Annotated in this window: 19 protein-coding genes; 12 read left to right on the top strand and 7 right to left on the bottom strand. The window is 67.3% G+C overall.

Going from position 1 to position 22400, the window contains the following annotated elements; genetic code table 11:
- Positions 1 to 81: 81 nt before the first annotated feature.
- Together QP609_RS06875 and QP609_RS06870 are read right to left on the bottom strand one after the other, a co-directional pair.
- Positions 82 to 1479 (bottom strand): glutamine synthetase family protein, encoded by a 1398-nt coding sequence (locus QP609_RS06875; RefSeq protein WP_046429791.1) that lies wholly within the window; start codon positions 1477 to 1479, stop codon positions 82 to 84.
- Positions 1476 to 2237 carry a gamma-glutamyl-gamma-aminobutyrate hydrolase family protein gene (locus tag QP609_RS06870; protein ID WP_014646563.1) on the bottom strand — a complete coding sequence of 254 codons (762 nt, stop codon included), beginning with the start codon at positions 2235 to 2237 and terminating at the stop codon, positions 1476 to 1478. The genes QP609_RS06875 and QP609_RS06870 overlap by 4 nt, the downstream gene beginning before the upstream one ends.
- Positions 2238 to 2398: 161 nt before the next feature.
- Here QP609_RS06870 and QP609_RS06865 point away from each other — a divergent pair, with 161 nt between their 5' ends.
- Both QP609_RS06865 and QP609_RS06860 read left to right on the top strand, forming a co-directional pair.
- Entirely contained in the window at positions 2399 to 3676 is a 1278-nt protein-coding gene (locus QP609_RS06865) for an FAD-dependent oxidoreductase (RefSeq protein WP_197621571.1), read from the top strand.
- A 225-nt stretch (positions 3677 to 3901) separates the two neighbouring features.
- Positions 3902 to 5494, top strand: a complete 1593-nt coding sequence (locus QP609_RS06860) for an MASE1 domain-containing protein (protein WP_049405548.1) — start codon at positions 3902 to 3904, stop codon at positions 5492 to 5494.
- A 158-nt stretch (positions 5495 to 5652) separates the two neighbouring features.
- On the opposite strand, the gene QP609_RS06855 is transcribed toward QP609_RS06860, so the two are convergent.
- Complete coding sequence (locus QP609_RS06855) at positions 5653 to 6111, bottom strand: hypothetical protein (protein WP_289213882.1); 459 nt, start codon at positions 6109 to 6111, stop codon at positions 5653 to 5655.
- 88 nt (positions 6112 to 6199) lie between these two features.
- On the opposite strand from QP609_RS06855, the gene QP609_RS06850 reads away from it, so the two are divergent.
- The 4 genes from QP609_RS06850 (at position 6200) to QP609_RS06835 (ending at position 10150) form a co-directional block, all read left to right on the top strand.
- Positions 6200 to 6466, top strand: a complete 267-nt coding sequence (locus QP609_RS06850; RefSeq protein WP_154582523.1) for a hypothetical protein — start codon at positions 6200 to 6202, stop codon at positions 6464 to 6466.
- Between the two features lie 134 nt (positions 6467 to 6600).
- Positions 6601 to 8163: an MASE1 domain-containing protein gene (locus tag QP609_RS06845; protein WP_197621569.1), complete on the top strand. Its 1563-nt coding sequence runs from the start codon at positions 6601 to 6603 to the stop codon at positions 8161 to 8163.
- A 96-nt stretch (positions 8164 to 8259) separates the two neighbouring features.
- A complete protein-coding gene (locus QP609_RS06840) occupies positions 8260 to 9603 on the top strand; it encodes a diguanylate cyclase (RefSeq protein ID WP_032961611.1) in 1344 nt (447 codons plus the stop codon).
- A gap of 85 nt (positions 9604 to 9688) precedes the next feature.
- Positions 9689 to 10150 (top strand): bacteriohemerythrin, encoded by a 462-nt coding sequence (locus QP609_RS06835; RefSeq protein WP_004151683.1) that lies wholly within the window; start codon positions 9689 to 9691, stop codon positions 10148 to 10150.
- Here the strand turns inward: QP609_RS06835 and QP609_RS06830 are convergent.
- Positions 10131 to 11432 carry an MFS transporter gene (locus QP609_RS06830; protein WP_049469519.1) on the bottom strand — a complete coding sequence of 434 codons (1302 nt, stop codon included), beginning with the start codon at positions 11430 to 11432 and terminating at the stop codon, positions 10131 to 10133. The genes QP609_RS06835 and QP609_RS06830 overlap by 20 nt on opposite strands.
- Positions 11433 to 11632: 200 nt before the next feature.
- Complete coding sequence (locus QP609_RS06825; RefSeq protein WP_197621568.1) at positions 11633 to 13129, bottom strand: aldehyde dehydrogenase; 1497 nt, start codon at positions 13127 to 13129, stop codon at positions 11633 to 11635.
- Between the two features lie 103 nt (positions 13130 to 13232).
- Here QP609_RS06825 and QP609_RS06820 point away from each other — a divergent pair, with 103 nt between their 5' ends.
- The 6 genes from QP609_RS06820 to QP609_RS06795 all read left to right on the top strand — a co-directional run bounded on the left by QP609_RS06820 (position 13233) and on the right by QP609_RS06795 (position 19457).
- Positions 13233 to 14585 (top strand): aspartate aminotransferase family protein, encoded by a 1353-nt coding sequence (locus QP609_RS06820; protein WP_197621567.1) that lies wholly within the window; start codon positions 13233 to 13235, stop codon positions 14583 to 14585.
- Positions 14586 to 14647: 62 nt separating this feature from the next.
- Entirely contained in the window at positions 14648 to 15526 is an 879-nt protein-coding gene (locus QP609_RS06815; protein ID WP_014646555.1) for a hypothetical protein, read from the top strand.
- A 124-nt stretch (positions 15527 to 15650) separates the two neighbouring features.
- Positions 15651 to 16937, top strand: a complete 1287-nt coding sequence (locus QP609_RS06810; protein WP_197621566.1) for a DUF445 family protein — start codon at positions 15651 to 15653, stop codon at positions 16935 to 16937.
- Positions 16938 to 17182: 245 nt separating this feature from the next.
- Complete coding sequence (locus QP609_RS06805; RefSeq protein WP_046429774.1) at positions 17183 to 17497, top strand: DUF3649 domain-containing protein; 315 nt, start codon at positions 17183 to 17185, stop codon at positions 17495 to 17497.
- Positions 17494 to 19131 carry a PepSY-associated TM helix domain-containing protein gene (locus tag QP609_RS06800; protein WP_053495477.1) on the top strand — a complete coding sequence of 546 codons (1638 nt, stop codon included), beginning with the start codon at positions 17494 to 17496 and terminating at the stop codon, positions 19129 to 19131. The genes QP609_RS06805 and QP609_RS06800 overlap by 4 nt, the downstream gene beginning before the upstream one ends.
- The gene (locus QP609_RS06795; protein WP_049442214.1) at positions 19128 to 19457 is read left to right on the top strand and encodes a DUF3325 domain-containing protein; all 330 of its coding nucleotides are present in this window, start codon (positions 19128 to 19130) and stop codon (positions 19455 to 19457) included. Before QP609_RS06800 ends, QP609_RS06795 begins: the two co-directional genes overlap by 4 nt.
- A gap of 120 nt (positions 19458 to 19577) precedes the next feature.
- On the opposite strand, the gene rlmKL is transcribed toward QP609_RS06795, so the two are convergent.
- Positions 19578 to 21716 (bottom strand): bifunctional 23S rRNA (guanine(2069)-N(7))-methyltransferase RlmK/23S rRNA (guanine(2445)-N(2))-methyltransferase RlmL, encoded by a 2139-nt coding sequence (gene rlmKL / locus QP609_RS06790; RefSeq protein ID WP_169412228.1) that lies wholly within the window; start codon positions 21714 to 21716, stop codon positions 19578 to 19580.
- Between the two features lie 145 nt (positions 21717 to 21861).
- Positions 21862 to 22389, bottom strand: a complete 528-nt coding sequence (locus QP609_RS06785; protein ID WP_032961606.1) for an alpha/beta hydrolase — start codon at positions 22387 to 22389, stop codon at positions 21862 to 21864.
- Positions 22390 to 22400: the final 11 nt, after the last annotated feature.

The raw sequence follows: 22400 nt of genomic DNA, 5'->3' as shown, positions 1-22400 counted from the left end.
AATGCGGGAAGGGGGGGGCCGGCGGGGCCGGCGACGGGTGCCAGCCTACCCCCCGGCGGCGGATTTTTCTATTCCGGATGCTCAGACGTTCAGCAGCAGGAACTCGCGCTCCCACGAGCTGATGACGCGGAAAAAGGTCTCGTATTCCTTGCGCTTGACCGAGATGTAGGCCCGGCAGAAGCGCTCACCCAGCAGGGCCTGCAGCTCGCTGCACCGCTCCAGCCCGTCCAGCGCCTCGCCCAGCGAGCGCGGCAGGTCGTAGCCCAGTTCCTTGGCGCTGCCGGTCACCGGCGCATCCGGTGCCAGCCGCTCGCGGATGCCCAGCAGGCCGCAGGCCAGGGTCGCGGCCATCGCCAGGTAGGGATTGGCATCGGACCCGGCGAAACGGCTTTCCACGCGCATGTTCTCCGGCGTATCCAGCGGCACGCGCAGGCCGCAGGTGCGGTTGTCGAAACCCCAGTGGACGTTGCTCGGCGAGACTTCGCCGAACACCAGCCGGCGGTAGGAGTTCACGTTCGGCGCGAAGAACGCCATCGCCTGCGGTGCGTACTTCTGCAGGCCGCCCAGGTAGTGGCCGAACACCGGGCTGAACTCGCCCTCGGCATCGGTCTCGCCAGCGAACACGTTGCTGCCATCGCTCACCCGCACCAGGCTCTGGTGGATGTGCATGGCACTGCCCGGCTCGTTTTCCATCGGCTTGGCCAGGAACGTGGCATACACCCCGTGGCGCATCGCCGCTTCGCGCATGGTGCGCTTGAACAGGAACACCTGGTCGGCCAGGTCCATCGCATCGGCATGGGTGAAGTTGACCTCCAGCTGCGCCGCGCCGGACTCGTGGATCAGCGTGTCCACGTCCAGCTTCATCGCATCGGCGTAGTCGTACATCAGGTCGAGGATCGGGTCGAACTCGTTGACCGCATCGATCGAGTACGACTGCCGCGCGGTCTCCGGGCGCCCGGAGCGGCCGGCCGGTGGCAGCAGCGGGAAGTCCGGGTCGGTGTTCTTCTGCACCAGGAAGAACTCCAGTTCCGGCGCCACCACCGGGCGCAGGCCCAGCTCGGCGTAGGCTGCCAGCACGCGGCGCAGCACGTTGCGCGGCGCCAGTTCGTGCGGCTCACCGCTCTTGGTGTAGCAATCGTGGATGACCTGCGCGGTGGCGTCGGCCGCCCACGGCACCATGCGCACCGTGTCCGGGTCGGGGCGCAGCATCATGTCCGAGTCCGACGGCGAGGTCAGCTCGTAATAATCGTCAGGGAACTCGCCGGTGACGGTGGTGGCGAAGATGCCCTCAGGCAGGCGCGTGCCGTAGTCGTGCGAGAACTTGTCGGCGGGAATGATCTTGCCGCGCGCGTTGCCGGTGATGTCCGGCACCAGGCATTCCACCTCGGTGATGCGCCGCTCCTTCAGCCAGCGCAGCAGCGTGCTTTCCTGCGGTGCGGGGGGCGTGGCCGTCTTGCGCGGGCGCGTTCGGGAACTCATCGGGAATCCAGTCGGTTCTGTTGGTGCTGCCGGCAAGCCTGGCCGAACGCACGGAAAATAGCGTGATAGAACGGCGCCTGCATGACACGCCACTCCGGGTGCCACTGTACGCCGAGCACGAAACGATGGTGCAGGCTGCGTGCCGCTTCGACCAGCCCATCGTCGGCCACGGCCTCGACCTGCAGCCCCTGCGCCAGGCGGGCGACACCCTGCCCGTGTACCGAATTGACCTGCGCGCGGCCACTGCCGTGCCACTGCGCCAGCCAGCCATCGGCGGCCAGCGTGACCGCGTGCGCCGGCCCATACTGCACCTCCACCGGCGCCTGCGGTTCTTCGCGATGGTCGGCCAGGCCAGGCACCGCGTGCACCTGCGGATGCAGGCTGCCGCCCAGCGCGACGTTCAACTCCTGGAAGCCGCGGCAGATCGCCAGCACCGGCAGGTCCAGCGCCAGTGCCTCGTGCAGCAACGCAAAGGCATTGGCATCGCGGGCCGGGTCATGTGGATTGCCTGGCCAGCTGCGACCACCTTCATAGTGCTGCGGTTCGATATTGCTGACCGCGCCGGTCAGCAGCAGGCCATCCAGCCCCTGCAGCCAGTCGCCGGCCGGCAGCGGTGGCTGCAGGCTCGGCAACACTACCGGAGTCACCTCGGCCGCCTCGGCCAGCGCGCGCACGTACTTCTCGCCGGCCACCGCGAAACGGTGATGGCCGAGCACGGTGCTGTCGGTGGGCAGGCCCACCCAGGGCAGGCGGCGCATGGGAAAACTCCTTGGCGTGCCGACACGTTACCCGTCGCCCGGCGAAGGCGGCAAGTCGGTGCCGTCACACCACAGCCGTCACGCATCGGCGAAACTACCGGGGTGAACGCCGATCGACCTGCCCCGCTCCGCCCTCCCGCCCTGCACCCGCGAGGCCTGCAGTGAGCGCCGCGTTCCCGCCCAGCTGGTACGCCGCCAGCCTGCCCGAACCGCCCGCACTGCCCCCGCTGCAGGGTAATGTGCAGGCCGACGTTGCGGTGCTGGGCGCCGGCTATACCGGCCTGACCGCAGCCCTGGAACTGGCGGCACGTGGCCGGCGCGTGGTAGTGCTGGAAGCGCAGCGGATCGGCTGGGGCGCGTCCGGCCGCAACGGCGGGCAGGCGCTGGTCGGCTATGGCTGCGAGGTGGACGAACTGGAGCGTCAGCTCGGTCGTGATGATGCGCGCCACCTGTTCGACTGGTCGCGCGACGCGGTGCAGGCGATGCGCGCCCGCATCAATCGCCACGGCATTGACTGCCATTGGGTGGAAGGCCACGCCAGCGTCGCCATCCGCGAACGCCATGAACGGGAGCTGCGCGTCCACTGCGAGCACCTGCAACGCCACTACGACTACCCCATGCAATGGTGGGACCGTGACGCCCTGCGCGCGCAGCTGGACAGCCCGCGCTATCGTGCCGCGATGTTCGATCCGCTCAGCGCGCACCTGCACCCGCTGGCCTATGCGCGCGGTCTGGCCGATGCGGCGCGCGCGGCCGGCGTGGTGATCCACGAGCATTCGGCGGTAACCCGCGTGCAGCGCGGACCGCAGCCGACCCTGCACACCGCCCACGGCAGCGTACGCGCCGCGCATCTGGTGGTGGCCGGAAATGCCTGGCTGCAGGGCCTGCTGCCCGAGCTGGAACGGCGGATCATGCCGGTCGGCACCTATATCGGCGCCAGCGCACAGCTGGGGGCCGAGCGCGCCCGCGCCCTGATCGGCAACGACATGGCCGTGGCCGACACCGCCTGGGCATTGGACTATTTCCGCCTCAGCCACGACCACCGCCTGCTGTTCGGGGGGCGCGCCAGCTACTCGGCGCTGCCCCCACCCGGCCTGCGTGGGGTGATGCAACGGCGCATGCACCAGGTGTTCCCGCAGCTGGCCGACGTGGCACTGGACCAGGTATGGGGCGGCTACGTCGACATCACCCGCAACCGCGCCCCGCATTGGGGCCGGCTGGACGGCGACCTGTACTTCGCGCAGGGCTTCTCCGGCCATGGGGTGGCCGCCGCCGGGCTGGCCGGCGAGGTGATCGCCGCCGCCATTGCCGGCCAGAGCGAGCGCCTGGACGTGTTCCAGCGCCTTCGGCATGCGCCCTTCCCCGGCGGCCGGCTGCTGCGCACGCCGCTGCTGGTGGCGGCGATGTCCTGGTACAAGCTGCGGGATGCGTTGTGGTGAAGATTCTGCATCTCCACCTGTATTGAACGTTCTGACAAACGTACCGCAGCGCTGATCGTGCTGCACACGTCACAGATTTTCACGCGACATCTGTGATGGATGGCTGGACAATTTCCTAAATGCGCAGCTATGCAATTGCATAATCGTTCGCAGACCGATACCGTCCTGAGAAACCGGGCCCCGCGGCGAATGGATGCTGACAGGGGATACGTAGGAGAGGGGGACGTGCGATTGGACTGGTGGAAAGAAGGATTGTTGCTGAAGGTGCGCATTCGTCCGGCTGGCCTGATGATTGCCTTGCTTTATGCAGTTGCCTATTGGGCAACCCGACAGCTGTCGCTGGATCAGTTCTATTTGCCAGCCGGCATCCGGGTGGCAGCCGTGCTGTTGTGCCCGCCGCGCCTGTGGCCCTACCTGCTGCTGGGCGAATATGCATACTTTGCACAGTCCCGCGTGCCGATGATCGAGAAGTACGGCCTGACATGGGTCATTGTTGCCTCCGCATTCCTCATGCCAGCGGTGATGCTGATTGTGAAGCTGCAACGGCGACTGATGGCGGAGTCGCAGACGATCGGCCTCTTGTTGATTGCCGCCGCTTCCAGCGTCGTTATTACTCTGCTCAACCTCAGCTTTTCCCATCTGCTCTGGCCAACACCTCCTTCCACACCCTTCCTGACCAATGCCGCGCGCTTCAGCGTGGGTGATTTCATCGGCATTCTGACGGTGGCCCCCATCGCCATGCTGTGGGCGCGGCAGGACGTGGGGCAGGAGTGGAACGCTCGACGAAAGACCCCGATGCTGGCAGCACTTTCATCGATGCTGCTGATCGGGATAGCAGCGACTCAACTGCCCGCAGACTGGATTGCATTGAAGGCAACGTTCCTGCTGCTGTTGGCACTCCCCGCGGCCGCGCTTACCTGCCTGTATGGCTGGAAGGGGGCTGCCCTTGCAGTGCCGGTGCTCAACATGGTCATCGGCCTGACCACGCCCAACACCCATCCCACCGCATTCGATCCAGCGGCCTTCATCACCCAGCAGATCATGGCGATCAGCGGCATCGTATTGCTGCTGCTCGGATCACGCATCACCCACTTCTACCACCGTTACAGGCTGCGCGAGATGGGGGAAAGGGACGCCATCCATCTGGCGAGGAGCTCGCAATTGGCCAGCGAGATGGAGCTGCGTGAACGTGCCCTGCACCTTCGCAAGCTCGGCGACGGCATTGATACGTCGCTGGTTGAGCTGGCCGAATGGCTCAAGGCCCAGGGACATCACGCAGTGGCCAACAGCCTTCTGCATACCTCGAATGTACATTCGCGGCTCTTTCGCGAACAGACAAGCATGGTCTATCCCTCGGGCCTGGAGCATCTTGGGCTTTACGTGGCCCTGCAGGCGGGTGGCATCCGTGAGTCGTGGAAGCTGACGGAGCGCGTTCTCCGCCCGGATCTGAAAGGCGACCCCTGCAACCTGAGCGTGGAACTGCAATTGGCCGCTTACCGGACACTGATTGACGCGGTCTCCATTCTTCTCAAGCATGAAGGTGGTCAGATTCGCATTCGTGCAAGGTGCGGCAGAATGGGCTCCAGGCGCGGAATCCTCATGGTCGTGTCACTGCTGGAACAGCGCAGACGCCTTTCCAAGCAGACAACGATGGCAGCGTTCGAGCGACTGACCGGGCGAACCCTCCCCTATGACGGGACCGTTGACTGCTATCGCAACCGGGTCAGGATTCTGTTCCTCGACCGCGAAACCAGACTGGAGGCAGTAGCCAGTACTCCATCGCGGTACGGCTGCCCCGCACCCTCTGCGCTGCAGTAGTGCATTTCACAGTCAAGCGACCGGATCGAACCAACACAACAGAATCGCATAACGTCCCGCTCGTCCCCCTGGCCCAGGGCGTCATGGGCACCCGGCGAACACCGGGTGCCCATGCAGTCTGATACTGAAGCTGGCCGATATCCCGGCAACTGTCAGTATCAGGGTGCCTCTACTGCCCACAACACATCAGCTCCGCTTGCATATCTGACCAGCGTGAATGCGGGGGCCCGATAGACAACCGTTCTGGTGGCCTTGGCGGGAACAGGCAGGCGCTGCTCCGGCAACGACACCTTCGCAGACGGGTCACCTGCCGGCAGCACCCAGAACGTGCCGGCAGCATTGCCGATCACGATGTGCACGTGCCCTGCGAGATCGTTTACCTGGAAATAATCCATGCCATCGCGCTCGAACCCATAGACCAACCAGCCGGCATCCACGCTGAGGTCTTGTGCCTGCGGAATCGACTGGCCGAGTCCTTGGCCGGCCAACTTGATTCCATGGTCGTCACTCGGGGCAAAAGCAAAAACGGATACCGGCACCAACATCAATGCACCAGCAAATGCATGAATTCGGAAACTTCTCACACTGACCTCCAGGTTGGATGCAATACGGATCAAGAAGGATGCTACCGCCAATCGCATCAGCATATACCGGGCGGACTCCGCAGTGCCTGTCGGACATAATCCACTGGATCGATGCAAACCCATGCCACGCCGAATCTGCCTCCGAAATCGCCAATACCCGCGGCGAAACCCGCTCACGGTGCGGGTCAGCGGCATCTGCGACAAGGACCTGGACAGGCGCGTGCAACAGCAGGATGTCGTCGATTGTGTGACGGCGAACACAGCGGACAGCATCAACCGCCGAATGTGGCGGGTGCAACGGCTGAAACGCGATCGACACATGGGCGCACTGATTGTGGATGATTCACCGTCCTCTGGTGGCTATGCCGCCGCACTGCCGGGCATGTAGGGCCTCGAAGCATGGGAAGCCGCCGATTGCAGCGCAAAGGGAGGCCAGACACCTCGATTGCACCCATCTCCAACTGTCGATAGTGTCTGCGGAAGTGGTCAGTCATCATTGGCCGGGAGACGAGAGGCGCGGGCTTGGACCGATTCAAAGAAGCAATTGAACTGAGCTTCCGGATCCGACCCGTCGGAATCGCACTCGCGGCCGTCTACGCCCTGGGCTGCCTTGCCTCGCGTCAGCTCTCGCTGGATCAGTTCTTCCTGCCCGCGGGCATCCGGGCAGCGGCACTACTGATCGTCCCGACCCGCCTGTGGCCCTACCTGCTGCTTGGCGAGTACGCGTACTTCGCAACCTTGCGCATTCCCATGATCGACAGCTACGGCCTGGCCTGGGTCATCCTGGCCTCGACGCTGCTGATGCCGGTGGCGATGCTGGTGGTCTACCTGCATCGCGTTAGAATGCCATCGGAGTCCGCCACCGGCCTCTGGTTGCTGTCGTTGACCTTCTGCATGGCGTTGTTCGTCCCGGCTCTCAATATGGGCATTTCATTTGCTCTGTGGTCGAACCCACCGCCGAGCAACCTGCTTAGCGCAGTTGATCGCACGATCTTTGGCCACTTCGCCGCCATCATCACCCTCGTGCCGTTGGCATTCCTCTGGTCGCGACGACACGCGGCCCCCAATTGGACGCGCCGCTTTGCTGCGCCTACGGTCACGGCCTTCCTGGTGATGCTGGTCCTGGGCCTGTGCATGCAGCTTACGGCCATCAGCGCCCACACCACACGCACCCACCTGGTACTGCTGTCCTCCCTCCCAGCGATCGCCCTGACCTTCATGCATGGGTGGCGTGGCGCTGCCATCGCGATTCCGCTGTTGAACCTTCCACTCCATTTCGCCACACCCAGCACCGGCCTACCGTCCTCGTTCGACCTGGGCACCTTCGCCACCCAGCAGAACATGGCCGTGATGAGTGTCGCACTGCTCGCCCTGGGGTCCAGCATCAGCTATCACCATGAGCGTGCACGGTGCCGTGGACTGGCAGAGGAAACCACGTTGCGCCTGGCACGTAGTTCGCACCAGACCCGTGAGCGTGAGCTTCGCGAGCGCGCCTCCCATCTCAAGCAACTCGGCGAAGGCATGGACAGCTCGCTCGGCGAGATGGTCAGCTGGCTGAAGGCGCAGGGGCATCATGCGGTGGCCAACAGCCTGCAGCACGCCTCATCCGTGCACTCGCGGCTGTTCCGTGAACAGGCCAGTCTGGTCTACCCCACGGGGCTGGAGCAGGTTGGGCTGTATATCGCGCTGCGGGTTGGCGGCGCATGCGAAAGCTGGGACAACTCCCATCGCGTGATTCCGCCCCGGCTGGAGGGCAACCCCTGCCTGCTGACTGTCGACCTGCAGCTCGCCATCTATCGCTCGCTGATCGAGGCGGTGTCGCTGCTGCTGGAACTGGAGTCGGGACAGGTCAGCGTGCGCGCCCGGAGCGGCCAGGCGGGCGACCGGCGCGGCATCGTGGTGGTCGTTGGCCTGCTTGACCGCGGTCGCACGCTGTCGAACCGGACCGTTCAGCAGGCCATCGAGCGTCTGGCCGGCCGGATAATGGCCTACGGCGGCACGGTGCATTGCCGTGGCAACCGGCTCCGGCTCGTCCTGCACGAATCGCTTGCGGGTACAGCGGCGGCATTCGCATCGCCTGCCTGATCGGTGAACGACGCGCAGGGCACGCTGCTCCGGCTAAAGTTGCACCCGAAACCGCCGCTATCCGTGCCGAGTCCCTCCCTCGTGAGCCACCGCATCATGCCCGTCCTGCCGCAGGCCGCCGTCGATGGCGACCTGGCCGATCCGCTGCCGCAGCGGATCCTGCTGGTCGAAAACTCCCGTGCGTTCACCGGCATGCTGCGCGAGGCCATCGAGCAGCGCCTGGAACTGCCGGTGGTGATCGCTTCCACCCTGGCCGAGGCCGATCGCCTGCTGAGCGAGGATGGGGGCTGGTTCCTGGTACTGACCGGGCTGGTGCTGGCCGACGGCGACCGCGACGCGGTGGTCGAGTTCTTCCTCAGGCGCGGCCTGCCCACCGTGGTGGTCAGCAGCGTCTACGACGAGGACCTGCGCAAGCGCGTACTGCAGCAGCAGATCATCGACTACGTGCTGAAGAACACGCCGGGCAGCATCGACTATCTGGTGTGGCTGGTGCAGCGCCTGGAGCGCAACCGGCGCATTGCGGCGCTGGTGGTGGACGATTCGCCTTCGGCCCGCGGCTATGCCGCCGCCCTGCTGCGCATGTATGGCCATGAGGTGCACGAAGCAGCCGATGGCAATGAGGGGCTGGCTGCGATCGAAGCGCATCCTGCGATCCGCCTCGCCGTGGTCGACCAGGAAATGCCGGGCATGCAAGGCGTGGAGTTCACCCGCCGCCTGCGCACCCTGCGCTCGCGCGACAAGGTGGCAGTGATCGGCATTTCCGGCAATACCGATGCCTCGCTGATTCCGCGCTTCCTGAAGAACGGCGCCAACGACTTCCTGCGCAAGCCGTTCTCGCGCGAGGAATTCTTCTGCCGGGTCTCGCAGAACGTGGATCAGCTGGAGCTGATCGGCACCCTGCAGGACCTGGCCACCCGCGACTTCCTCACCGGCCTGCCGAACCGCCGCTGCTTCCTGGAACAGAGCCAGCGCCAGCTGCCGCAGCTGCAGCTGCATGGCCAGTGCGTGGCGGTGGCAATGATCGACATCGACCACTTCAAGCACATCAACGACACTTACGGTCACGAAGCCGGCGATGACGCGCTGCGTGCGGTGGCCGGAGCGGTGGCCGCGCATGCCCGCAGCCACGACCTGACCGCCCGCTTCGGCGGCGAGGAGTTCTGCCTGCTGGTGCCGGACATGGAGCAGGACGAGGCCCTGCTGTACTTCGAGGAACTGCGCCAGCGCATCGCCGCGCTGGAAGTGGACATCGGCACCGCCAGCCTGCGCATGACGGTGAGCATCGGCCTGTGCTGCCTGCGCCCGCAGCGCGATGCACTGCACCGGCTGATCTCCGAAGCCGACCGCCAGCTGTACCTGGCCAAGGCCGGCGGCCGCAACCGGGTCAGCTGCACCACGGTGGCCAGCCCGCTGCGCCCGCGCGAGCCCGCGCTGACCTGACCGGGCAGCCTTGATCCAGATCAACGCCGCGCCGCCGCGGCAGCTCTACAGTCAGCCCCGACATACGCATGAAGGGGAGCCGGGGATGGCACTACTGGTCTGGCAGGACGATCTGAACATCGGCATCGATGTGATCGACCAACAACACCGCCGCATCATCGAGATGCTCAACCACCTGCACGTGGCCCAGGCCAGCATGCAGCGTGCGGCAGTGGGCGAAGTGATCGACGAAGTGGTGGACTACACCATGTCGCACTTCGCGTTCGAGGAAGAACTGATGGAGGAAGCGGGCTATCCGTTCTGTGCCGCGCACAAGCGCGTGCACGAGGTCTTCATCAAGCGGGTATCGGAGTACCGCATGCGCTTCCAGGCCGGCGAGGACATCAGCGACGAGCTGCGCACCATGCTCTCGCGCTGGCTGTTCAACCACATCCGTGGCGACGACCAGGCGTATGCCGAACAGGTCAAGGCACACCTGAACCAGTTCGCCCGCGAACACCAGGGCGGTGGCTGGCTGGGGCGCACGCTCAAGCGCTTCTTTGGCTGAGCCGCAGCGCGCGCCGGTGCAGGGCCACCAGCGCGCACAGCGTGGCCACCGCGGTGAGGCACAGGTAGTAGCCGACCGCGACCAGGCCGAAACGCTCGGCCAGCCAGGTGGCCAGGTAGGGCGCCGGCGCCGCGCCGAGGATGCCGGCCAGGTTGAATGACAGCGACGCGCCGGTGTAACGCACTTCCACCGGGTAGATCTCGGCCAGGAAGGTGCCGCAGGGGCCGTAGGTCAGCCCCATCAGGAACAGGCCCAGGCACAGGAAAGCGGTGACCAGCCACGGGCTGTGCGGCTGGAACAACGGCGCGAACAGTACGCCGAAGCCGATGATCAGCACGCTGGCGACGATCATGGTGCGACGCGTGCCCCAGCGGTCGCCATAGCGTGCCGACAATGGGATGCCCAGTGCGAAGAACACCATGCCGGCCATCTGCATCAGCAGGAACTGCTCGCGGCTGTAGCCCAGCACCGCAGTGCCGTGGCCAAGGCTGAACACCGTCATCAGGTAGAACAGCACGAAGGTGGCGAACGCCCCCAGCGTGCCCAGCAGCATCGGCACCGGATGGTCACGCAGCACGGTCCACATCGGCAGCCGCACTGGCGCCTTGCGCTCCAGTGCCTGCTTGAAGTCGGGCGTCTCATGGATGTTCAGGCGCACCCACAGGCCCAGGCCGACCAGCAGCGCGCTGGCCACGAACGGGATACGCCAGCCCCACTGCAGGAAATCATCCTGGCTCAGGCAGCGGCCAAGCACCAGGAAAATGCCCGCCGACAACAGGAAGCCGATCGGCGCGCCCAGCTGCGGGAACATGCCGTACCAGGCACGCTTGCCCGGCGGCGCGTTCTCGGTGGCCAGCAGCACCGCCCCACCCCACTCGCCGCCGAGCCCCAGGCCCTGGCCGAAGCGGCACAGCGCCAGCAGCGCCGGCGCCCACAGGCCGATCTGTGCGTGCGTCGGCAGCAGGCCGATCAGCACCGTGGACAGGCCCATGGTCAGCAACGCCGCGACCAGCGTCGCCTTGCGGCCGATGCGGTCACCGAAATGGCCGAACACCGCAGAGCCGACCGGGCGCGCGATGAACGCCACGGCGAAGGTCGCCAGTGACTGCAGCAGGGCCGCCTGCTCGCTGCTGTCCGGGAAGAACAGGTGCGGGAACACCAGCACGGCCGCCGTGGCGTAGATGTAGAAATCGAAGAACTCGATGGTGGTGCCGATCAGGCTGGCCAGCAGGACACGACTGGGAGAATTCACGGGCGGTGCGGCAGCGGTGATCGTCGACATCGGCAACACGGGTAACGGCGGATCGCCCGATTCTGCCACGGGCCGGTGGCCGCACGGGACGATGGTTTCAGCCGACACCGATGCCAACGAGGGTGGCAGGCGCCATTGTTCTGCAGGTTCTCGCCCCTGCTCGACCACATTCCACGAAATGCAGCCGAGCATCGGCTCGGCTCTACATGTGGGCGCAAGCCCCGACGCCGTTACAGCTGGATCCAGGTGGCCTTGATCTCGCTGTACTTGTCGAACGCATGCAGCGATTTGTCGCGCCCATTGCCGGACTGCTTGTAGCCACCGAACGGGGCGGTCATGTCACCGCCATCCCAGCCGTTCACCCAGACGCTGCCGGCGCGCAGCTGGCGTGCGACGCGGTGGGCGCGGCCCAGATCGCGCGTCCACAGGCCGGCGGCGAGGCCGTAGCGGCTGTCATTGGCCAGGCGCACCGCTTCGGCTTCGTCGTCAAAGCCGAGCACCGCCAGCACCGGCCCGAATACTTCCTCGCGCGCCAATGCCTGGTCGGGGCTCACCTGATCGAACACCGTGGGCTGCACATAACAACCGCCCGCCTCGACATCGGCGCGATGACCGCCCAGCAGCAGGCGGGCGCCCTCGCTTTCGGCACGCACGATATCCCCCATCACCTTGTCCAGATGCGCGGCATCCACCAGCGCGCCCATCGGTGCGTCGGCGTCAAGCGGGTGGCGCGGCTGCATGTGCTGGCCGTAGGCAACCACCTGGTGCACGAAATCCTCGCGGATCGAGCGCTGCACCAGCAGCCGTGACCCGGCAGTACAGACCTCGCCCTGGTTGAAGAAGATGCCCCGTGCCACCGCCTTCGCAGCGGCATCCAGATCGGGGGCATCGGCAAACACCACGTGCGGGCTCTTGCCACCACACTCCAGCCAGACCCGCTTGAGGTTGGACCGCCCTGAATACTGCAGCAGCCGCGCGCCGGTGGCCGTGGAGCCGGTGAACGCCAGCACGTCCACATCCATGTGCAGGGCCAACGGCTCACCGACGCGCGCACCGTGGCCCGGCAGCACGTTCAGCACGCCCTCCGGCAGGCCCGCTTCGGCGGCCAGCGCCGCCAGCCGCAACGCACTCAGGGGCGAGCGCTCGGAAGGCTTGAGCACCACCGAGTTGCCCATGGCCAATGCAGGCGCGATCTTCCAGCACGCCATCAGCAACGGGAAATTCCACGGCACGATCGCCGCCACCACGCCGGCGGGCTCGCGCGTGACCAGGCCCAGCTCATGCGGGCCGGTGGGCGCGACCTCACCGTACAGCTTGTCCACCGCTTCGGCCGTCCAGCGCAGGCAGCGCACCGCGCCGGGCAGGTCGATACGACGCGCATCACGCACCGGCTTGCCCATGTCCAGGGTTTCCAGCACGGCCAGCTCGTCCGCGTGTTTTTCCACCAACGCCGCCAACGCCAGCAGCACGCGCTTGCGATGGGCCGGGCTGGCCTGCGACCAGTGGCCGGCCTCGCAGGCACGCCGCGCCGCCAGCACCGCACGCTCCACGTCCTGCGCATCGCAGTCGGCAACCGCTCCCAGTACGCGGCCATCGATCGGGCTGATGCAGTCGAAGCGGGCGCCGCTGGCGGCGTCGGTGTAGCAGCCATCGATGAAGGCCTGTCCGGGCATCGAAAGCTGCTGCGACAGCACCTGCCAGTGGCTGCGGTCGGGAAAGTCGGCCATGTCGGGCTCCTCGGAACAGTCGCCCCGGTTATACCGGCGTGGCCGCGACTCCACCGTGACGTGGCTGCGCTACATTCACCCCATCGGACCCGACGGAGCCGGCATGAAGCATCCCGCGAGCGACCTGCACGACCTGGCTACCCAGCGCCCGGAATCACTGGAGGCGTACTGGATGCCGTTCACCGCCAACCGCCAGTACAAGGCCGCCCCGCGTGTGCTGGTACGTGCCGAGGGCATGCACTACGAGGATGTCGACGGCCGCCAGATCCTCGACGGCACCGCCGGCCTGTGGTGCTGCAATGCCGGCCATGCCCGCCCGCGCATCGTCGAGGCCATCGTCGAGCAGGCGCGCACGCTGGACTACTCACCCGCCTTCCAGATGGGCTCGCCGCCGGCGTTCGCACTGGCGCAGCGGTTGGCCGCGCTGGCGCCGGGGCCGCTCAACCATGTGTTCTTCACCAGCTCCGGCTCCGAGGCGGTGGATACCGCGATGAAGATCGTGCTGGCTTACCACCGCCAGCGTGGCGAAGGCCAGCGCACCCGTTTCATCAGCCGCGAGAAGGCCTACCACGGCGTCGGCTTCGGCGGCATGGCGCTGGGCGGGCTGCCCAACAACCGCAAGCCGTTCGGCCTGCAGCTGGGCGGCGTCGACTACCTGCGCCACACCCTGGACCTGCCGCGCAATGCGTTCAGCAGGGGCCTGCCACGCCAGGGCGCGGAGCTGGCCGATGACCTGGAACGGCTGATCGCGCTGCATGATGCCTCGACGATTGCCGCCGTATTCGTTGAACCCATTGCCGGCTCAGCCGGGGTGATCCTGCCCGCACCGGGTTACCTGCAGCGCCTGCGCGAACTGTGCGACCAGCACGGCATCCTGCTGGTGTTCGACGAGGTCATCACCGGTTTCGGCCGGGTTGGGATGCCCTTCGCCGCGCAGCGCTTCGGGGTCACCCCGGACCTGCTGACCTTCGCCAAGGCGGTCAGCAACGGCGCGGTACCGCTGGGTGGCGTGCTGGCCAGCGACGCCGTGCATGCAACCCTGATGCAGGCACCGCCACAGGCCATCGAGCTTTTCCATGGCTATACCTGTTCGGGGCACCCGCTGGCCTGCGCCGCGGCGCTGGCGACGCTGGAGGTCTATGCCGAGGAGCGTCTGTTCGAGCGCGCCATCGAGCTGGGCGAGTACTGGCAGGAACGACTGCATGCGCTGCAGGGCCTGCCCAACGTGATCGACATCCGCAACTTCGGCCTGGTCGGCGCGGTTGAGCTGGCGCCTCGCCGCGATGCGCCGGGCAGCCGGGGCTACGAGGTCTACCGGCGCTGCTTCCACGACGGCCGACTGCTGGTGCGCTGCACCGGCGACATCATCGCGCTGTCGCCGCCGCTGATCGTGGACAAGGCGCAGATCGACCAGATCACCGGCACCCTGGGCGAGATGATCCGGGCCACCGCCTGAGCCGGGCCGATGGTGGCGAGCGGGTACAATGGGCGGTTCCGCTCCTGCTCGCTGCCGTGCCCATGGATATCGTCGTCAAAGAAGAACTCAAGGCCTACATCGACCCGCTGACCGCGGACGAACATGACGCGCTGGAGCGCAGCATCCTGGCCGAAGGCTGCCGCGATGCGCTGGTGCTGTGGGGGAATGTACTGGTCGATGGCCATAACCGTTTCGGCATCTGCCAGAAGCATGGCCTGCCCTTCAATACCGTGCAGAACACCCGCTTCCAGAGCATGGAAGACGTGCACCTGTGGATGATCGAACAGCATCTGGGCCGCCGCAGCGTGTCCGACTTCCAGCGCGGCGTGCTGGCGCTGCGCAAGCGCGACATCCTGGCCGCCCGCAAGCAGGTCGAGCAGGCGCAGCTGCAGCGCGAGAGCGATGGCACCGCCGACGTCGCCGATGAGACCGGTGAAGACAGTCCGCCGTGGGAACCGGCACCGAAGATCAGCCGCGCCGAGCTGGCCCGCGAAGCCAAGCTGAGCACCAGCCAGGTCGGCATGATCGAGCGCATCCACGCCCAGGCCGCCGCCGAGGTGGTGGAAGCGGTCAAGGCCGGCGTGATCTCGATCAGCGCCGCCGCCGCCGTGGCCGACCTGCCGGAAGAAGAGCAGCGCGCCGCCGCCGCCGGTGGCAAGGACGAGCTGAAGCAGGCCGCCAAGCGCGTGCGCGAGTCCAAGCGCAAGCCGCGCGCACCGAAGCCGGAAGCGGCCGAGATGGACTTCGAGGAACCGGACGAGGAGCAGATCGCCAGCCGCGACGCCGAGGTGCTGTCGGCGCTGGAACAACTGGGCGAGGATGCCCCGGCACTGCGCCGCCGCGTCGTCGCGCTGACCCGCGAGAACGACACCCTGCGCGCGCAGCTGGCTGCGTTGCGCAAGCAACTGGAAGCGCTGTAAGCGCTCTCGACGCGCTTCTGTGGAGCCGAGCCCATGCTCGGCTGCTCTTTGCCACGCGCAAGGCAGCCGAGCATGGGCTCGGCTCTACAGACAGGCGTCACCGGGCTGCGGTTAGACTTCCGGCATGACGCCTGCCCACGATCCGCGCCGCGCTCAGCTGCGACGCCTGAAAGCCCTCGCACTGGGCCTGCTGCTGTTGATGCTGGCCGGATTCGCGGTCAGCCACTGGCAGGGCGAACGCGGCATCTGGGCCTGGGTCTCGGCGTTCTGCGAGGCCGCAGCCGTGGGCGCACTGGCCGACTGGTTCGCCGTCGTCGCGCTGTTCCGGCGCCCGATGGGCCTGCCGATTCCGCACACTGCGATCATCCCGCGCAGCAAGGAACGCATCGGCGACAGCCTCGCCCTGTTCGTGCGTGACCAGTTCCTGGAACCGCAGGTGCTGCTGGCCAAGCTGCAGGTGTTCGATCCGGCCAGCCGCCTCGGCAGTTGGCTGGCCGACCCGGCGCGCTCGCGGATGCTGGCCGACATGGCACGCGGCTGGGCCCTGCAGGCACTGGACTTCTTCGACGAGACAGCGGTGCGCCGGCAGCTGCATGCGTTCGTGGTGCAGCAGCTGCGGCAGTGGAATGCCGCCGCCACCGCCGGTGAGCTGCTGGCCCTGCTGACCGCCGACGGGCGCCACCAGCGCGTGCTGGACGAGGGCCTGCAGCGGCTCGGCCGCTGGCTGGAACAGCCAGAAGTGAAGGAACGCGCCTCGCAGCTGATCGTGCGCTACATCCAGCGCGAATGGCCGACGCTGTCGAGCACGGTGAACTGGGTGAAGCCGATCGATGAGATCGGCGACAGCATGGCCGAGCGCCTGGCGCGGGCGGTGCTGGAAGAACTGCAGCAGGTATTGGCCGAGCCGCAGCATCCGCTGCGCCAGGACTACGAGACCTGGCTGCAGAACTACGTGCAGCGCCTGCGCGAGGACCCGGCCCTGGCCGAGCGCATCGAACAGCTCAAGCGGGAAATGATCGACCACCCCGCCCTGCAGGACTACGTGCAAGGGCTGTGGGCGCGCATCCACGCCAGCCTGCGCGACGACCTGCAGCGCGAGGACTCGGCGCTGGTCGGACACCTGCAGCGCAGCCTCGCCTCGCTGGGCGCCAGCCTCCAGGCCGACCCGGCCCTGCGCGAGGCCTTCAACCAGCACCTGCTGGAAGGTGCGCAACGCCTGACCGGCCGCCTGCGCGAGGGTGTGACCACGCATATCGCGCAGACCGTGAAGGGCTGGGACGAGCGGCATCTGGTCGAACAGCTGGAACTGAGCGTGGGCCGCGACCTGCAGTTCATCCGCTTCAACGGCACGCTGGTGGGAGGGCTGATCGGCCTGTTGCTGCATGCGGCGACAGTGGTGTTCAGGTTCTAGGCCTCGGTGCGCCCCCGGATCATCATGCTTGATTCATAAAATGCGAATGCCTATCATTTACTGATCGGTTGTACGCTTAGCCAAGCGGGCGCGGAAGACGCGCCCATCGCCCGTGTACATCCCCGACCTCTGGATTGCCCGCCTGCGCGGGCAGTGCTTCGTCGATGGGACACGCTGGGCGACATGCGCAGGGCGCAAGGGGGCCGCGGACGCGTTCCATCCCCTCCCCTACCTGCAGGAACGCCGTGGACCGCTCGCCCGCAACCGCCAGCCCCCGCACCTTCTTCTCCAATCCACGCTGGGGCGTGCTGTCACGCTCGCTGGCCGCGATCTTCGGCGGCTACGCGCTGGCTTCGGCCACCAGCGTGTTCTGCGCGGTGGCGCTGCCCGGTGCGCGCGGCCAGGCCGTGCTGACCGGCATGCTGCTGGCCATCCTGGTCGCCGCGTGCGCAGCGCTGTGGGCGTTCGCGACCCGCAGCGCGCTGCGCGCCTGGGTGGGCATCCTCGCGCCCGCGCTGCTGATGGCCGCCATTGCGCGCCTGCTGGGGGCCTGGGCATGAAGAACGGCTTCCGCCAGTCGATGGCCTGGCTGCACACCTGGACCGGTCTGCTGGTCGGCTGGTTGCTGCTGCTGATCTTCATGGCCGGCACGGCCAGCTACTACCGCGAGGAAATCAGCCGCTGGATGCGACCGGAACTTCCGTCCAGCCAGGTCAGCATCGATGTCGCCGCGCAGCGCGCCGTGGATTACCTGCAGGCCAATGCGGCGCAGGCCGGGAACTGGTTCGTCACCCTGCCGCAGCCGCGCAACCCGGCCATGCAGATGTTCTGGCGGTTGCCACCGGAGCTGGCCGATCCCAGTCGCGGCCGTCGCGGTGGCTTCGGCGAAGCCACGCTGGACCCGAATACCGGCCAGGCACTGAAGGCACGCGAAACGCGGGGCGGTGATTTCTTCTACCGCCTGCATTTCGACCTGCACTACATCCCGGTGCTGTGGGCGCGCTACCTGGTCGGCTTCTGCGCGATGTTCATGCTGGTGGCGATCATCACCGGCGTCATCACCCACAAGAAAATCTTCAAGGACTTCTTCACGTTCCGCAAGGACAAGGGCCTGCGTTCCTGGCTCGATTTCCACAACGTCAGCGCGGTGATGGCCCTGCCCTACCACGCGATGATCACCTACACCGGCATCGTCACCCTGATGGTCATGTACCTGCCGTGGGGGGTGAAAGTCGCCTACCCGCAGGACGAAGACAAGTTCTTCAGCGAAGCCTTCGGCGGCATGCCGGAGGTGACCGCGCCGGCCGAAGGACGCGCCACGCCGCTGCCGATCGCGCAGCTGCTGGACAGCGCACGTGCGCACTGGCACGGCGTGGAAGTGGCCGGCTTCACCGTGTCCAACCCGGGGGCGGCCAATGCGGTGATCGACATCCGCCAACGCGACGGCAAGCGCCTGTCCACCGATACTCCCGCCGTTCGCTACAACATGGTCAACGGCACGTTGCTGGAAGAAACGCCTCCATCCGGCGGCGCTACCGCCACCCGTGGCGTGCTGTACGGCCTGCACCTGGCACGCTTCGCCGATTGGGGCCTGCGTGCACTGTTCTTCCTGTCCGGCCTGGTCGGCTGCCTGATGGTGGCCAGCGGCGTGGTGCTGTGGGCGGTGAAGGAACGGCCCAGGCATGCCAAGAGTGGGCGCACCGGCTTCGGCCTGCGCCTGGTCGATGCGCTGAACATCGGCACCGTGGCCGGCCTGCCGATCGCTTTCGCGGCCTACTTCTGGGGCAACCGCCTGCTGCCGCTGGACATCGCCGGGCGCGCGAGTGCGGAGGCCAACGTGTTCTTCTACGCCTGGGGCGGCGCGCTGCTGGCCGCCTTCATCTGGCCGAAGCGGATGATGTGGGCGTGGCAGCTGTACCTGGGTGCGGCTGCGTTCGCGCTGGTACCGGTGGTCAACGCGCTGACCACGCACGCGCATCTTGGCATCACACTGCGCAGCGGTGACTGGGTACTGGCTGGCGTCGATCTGTCGATGATCGCGTTCGGTGCGATGCTGGCGCTGTGCGGCTGGCGCATGCAGCGCTGGACGCCACCGCTGAGCGCGGCCGAGAAGAAGAAGCGCGCCGCCGCCGCAGCAGCACCCAGGGCCCCGGTGGACGCTGCGGAAACCGCCGAAGCGGAGGCCAGCGCATGATGCTGCTGCCACTGGCCCTGTCGTTCTCCGCGTTCACCGCGTTGTCGCTGGCGATGGAAAAGCACCAGCACGACCTGCACGGCAGCGCCGCAGCCACGCCCGCACGGCGCACCCAGTGGCGCGTGCTGGGCTGGGCCCTGCTGACGGTGGCGTTCGCGCTGTGCGTGATCGACCACGGCTGGGCGATGGGCCCGGTGCTGTGGCTGGGCACGATGACACTGGGCGGTCTGGCGCTGTCGTTCGGGCTGTACCCGTACCGGCCGAAGTGGATCGCGGCGTTGGCGATCGTGCTGCCGGTGCTGGGGCTGGTGGTGGCGGTGCTGTAGCCGGGCCACCGGGGTCGGATCCCTTTCGCGAAGCGCAAGGGCTCTGACCCCTGGTGCGTAGATCCGGATGGGGTCAGAGCCCCTGCGCTTCGCGCAGGGGATCCGACCCCGGGCGTCGCGTTACCCCAACCGCTTCAATTCCCACGCGCGGTGGATGCGCGCGTTGCGCTCGAAGTCCGGGCCGATGGTGCGCGCGGTGATCTCGCGGCACTGGGCGAATTCGGCGATGGCGTTCTCTTCCAGCTTGAAGCGGCGGAAATTGTTGGAGAAGTACAGCACGCCGCCCGGCGCCAGCCGCGCCACGGCTGCACGCAGCAGCTTGATCTGCTCGCGCTGCACGTCGAAGTCATCGGCGCGCGCGGAGTTGGAGAAGGTCGGCGGGTCACAGAAGATCACGTCGTACTGGCCACGATCGCCCTCCAGCCACGCCATCGCGTCGGCCTGCACCAGCAGGTGCTGGTTGCCGCCCTGCCCGTTCAACGCCAGGTTGTCGTAGCACCACTGCAGGTAGGTCGCCGACAGATCGACGCTGGTGGTGCTGGCGGCACCGGCCACCGCCGCCTGCACGCTGGCCACGCCGGTGTAGCAGAACAGGTTGAGGAAGCGCTTGCCACGTACCTGCTCGGCCATCATCCGGCGCAGCGGGCGGTGGTCGAGGAACAGGCCGGTGTCCAGGTAGTCGAACAGATTCACCTGCAGCAGTGCATTGTTCTCGCGCACCACGATGAATTCGTCACGCTGCTCGAAGCGGCCGTACTTGCTGCCGCCCTTGCCGCGCTCGCGCGACTTCATCGAGACCTGCTCGGGCGGCACGCCGAACACTTCGCGCGCAGCGGCCAGCAGCTCGTTGCGGCGGCGGCGCACGTCGTTCTCGGGAATGGCAGCCGGTGCGGCGTATTCCTGCACGTGCAGGAAGGTACGGCGCTTGCCGCCGTCTTCCTCGTAGACGTCGATGGCGGCCGCGTACTCCGGCAGGTCGGCGTCATAGGCGCGGAAGCAGGTGATGTCTTCGCGGGCACGCCAGCTCTTGAACTTCTTCAGGTTCTTGCGCAGGCGGTTGGCCACCATCTGCGCGCCTACGCTCAGCTCGCGCGGCTGTGCCGGATCACGGCCCGGCACGGCGATCGGGTCGCAGACGATCAGCGCACACTCCAGCGCACCATTGAACATCTGGTACTTCTTGCCCGCGCGCAGGCCGGTGGCGAAGGCCAGTTCGTCGTTGCCGCACAGCAGGCTGGCGCGCCACTGCGGCACCGCCTTCTGCAGGGCGTTGCCCAGCGCGCGGTACAGCGCCGGATCGGCGGCCAGGCGTTCGTCGTACGGCGGGTTGCAGACCACCGCACCGATCTCCTGTTCCGGCGCGGCCAGGTCGGCCACGTCGGCGCGCGTGAAGCGGATCGCGTGGGCGACGCCCGCGACCTCGGCGTTCTCGCGTGCCGCCTGGATCGCGGTCGGATCGATGTCGCTGCCGTGGATGACCGGCTTCAGCGCGGCCAGGCCGGCCGCTTCGCGCTCACGTGCTTCGCTCTGGATGGACTTCCAGGCGGCCTTGTCGAAGCCCAGCCAGCGGCTCGGCGGCAGGCTGCCATGACGCATCAGGCCGGGAGCGACGTCGGCGGCCATCAGCGCACCTTCGATCAGCAGGGTACCGCTGCCGCACATCGGATCCAGCAGGCCACCACCGGCAGCGTGCAGGCGCGGCCATTGCGCGCGCAGCAGCAGCGCGGCGGCCAGGTTTTCCTTCAGCGGTGCCTCGTGGGCAGCACCACGCCAGCCACGGCGATGCAGCGGGCCGCCGCCGAGATCGATCGACAACGAGGCACGGCCCTTGCGCAGCGACAGGTTGACGCGCACGTCGGGCAGATCGGTGTTGACCGAGGGGCGTTCCAGGCCTTCATCGCGCATGCGGTCGACGATGGCGTCCTTGATCCGCTGCGCGGCGAAGCGGGCGTGGGTGATCTTGTCGCCGGACACGTGCGCGTCCACCGCCAGGGTCATCTCCGGCGTGATGTGCTCGTGCCACGGCAGCGCACGCACGCCGTCATACAGGGCCTGCTCATCCGGGCACTCGAACTCGTCGATGGGCCACAGCACGCGGCTGGCCAGGCGCGACCACATCACGATCCGCAGCGCCTGCGCCAGTTCGCCCTCGGCGTTGACGCCGGCAATGGTGGCAGTGGCCTTGCCAAGGCCCAGGGCCGACAGTTCATCGGCAAGCAGGTATTCCAGGCCCTTGGCGCAGGAGACGAAGAATTTCACGGGATCGGTTCGCAGGTGGTCGGGCGCGGCACAGGGGCCGGGCCGGTCGGAAAGGAGGGCCGTAGGCACGGCCGGCAGGCCCGCGCCGGGGGCGGCGGGGCTGCCATTGTAGTCAATGCGGGCGGGCGCGCCGTGCGCCCGGGCTTCACAGTTGCCGCAGCAAGCGTTCGAAGGCCTGCGCGGAAGCCTCCACGTGGCGCTCGAGGCGGTGGCCGTCGTCGACCAGCAGCAGCTGCGCCGAGCGCGCCTGCGCCCACGCGATCACTCCCGCTGCTGGCACCACGTCGTCATGCCAGGCCTGGACCACGGTGGTCGGCACGGCGGCGGCGTCCAGCGCCGGCATCGGGCCCATCGTGGTCGGCGGCACCATCAGGAACAGGCCGGCCACCGGTACCTGCAACGAGGCGATGGCGGAAATGTAGGCGCCCAGGCTGGAGCCGGCCAGCACCACCGGCCCCTGCCGGGCCGCGATGGCGGCGCGCTCGACCAGGCGGCGCAGGCGGGTCGGCACGTCGCCTACCCGGCTGACCTCGCTCATCGCGTCCAGGTCGGTGTAGTCCGGGCGCTCATGGGTCCAGCCCAGGCGCTGCGCCACGTCGGCCAGCGCGGTGACCTTGGTCGCTTCCGGGCCGCTCTCGAAGCCATGCGACAGGATGCAGTGGCCGCGGCTCATGCACGTGCTCC

Source organism: Stenotrophomonas sp. 8(2023) (genome assembly GCF_030345295.1).
In the GTDB taxonomy this organism is placed as follows: domain Bacteria; phylum Pseudomonadota; class Gammaproteobacteria; order Xanthomonadales; family Xanthomonadaceae; genus Stenotrophomonas; species Stenotrophomonas muris.
This window is presented reverse-complemented; position numbering and strand designations above follow the sequence as displayed.

Bases quoted from the DNA above. Each gene is read 5' to 3' on its own strand.
- QP609_RS06810 (WP_197621566.1), top strand. From the start codon at position 15,651: ATGACGCCTGCCCACGATCCGCGCCGCGCTCAGCTGCGACGCCTGAAA.
- QP609_RS06825 (WP_197621568.1), bottom strand. From the start codon at position 13,129: ATGGCCGACTTTCCCGACCGCAGCCACTGGCAGGTGCTGTCGCAGCAG.
- QP609_RS06785 (WP_032961606.1), bottom strand. From the start codon at position 22,389: ATGAGCCGCGGCCACTGCATCCTGTCGCATGGCTTCGAGAGCGGCCCG.
- QP609_RS06875 (WP_046429791.1), bottom strand. From the start codon at position 1,479: ATGAGTTCCCGAACGCGCCCGCGCAAGACGGCCACGCCCCCCGCACCG.
- QP609_RS06840 (WP_032961611.1), top strand. From the start codon at position 8,260: ATGCCCGTCCTGCCGCAGGCCGCCGTCGATGGCGACCTGGCCGATCCG.
- QP609_RS06800 (WP_053495477.1), top strand. From the start codon at position 17,494: ATGAAGAACGGCTTCCGCCAGTCGATGGCCTGGCTGCACACCTGGACC.
- QP609_RS06850 (WP_154582523.1), top strand. From the start codon at position 6,200: ATGCCACGCCGAATCTGCCTCCGAAATCGCCAATACCCGCGGCGAAAC.
- QP609_RS06815 (WP_014646555.1), top strand. From the start codon at position 14,648: ATGGATATCGTCGTCAAAGAAGAACTCAAGGCCTACATCGACCCGCTG.
- QP609_RS06820 (WP_197621567.1), top strand. From the start codon at position 13,233: ATGAAGCATCCCGCGAGCGACCTGCACGACCTGGCTACCCAGCGCCCG.
- QP609_RS06835 (WP_004151683.1), top strand. From the start codon at position 9,689: ATGGCACTACTGGTCTGGCAGGACGATCTGAACATCGGCATCGATGTG.
- QP609_RS06830 (WP_049469519.1), bottom strand. From the start codon at position 11,432: ATGTCGACGATCACCGCTGCCGCACCGCCCGTGAATTCTCCCAGTCGT.
- QP609_RS06795 (WP_049442214.1), top strand. From the start codon at position 19,128: ATGATGCTGCTGCCACTGGCCCTGTCGTTCTCCGCGTTCACCGCGTTG.
- QP609_RS06870 (WP_014646563.1), bottom strand. From the start codon at position 2,237: ATGCGCCGCCTGCCCTGGGTGGGCCTGCCCACCGACAGCACCGTGCTC.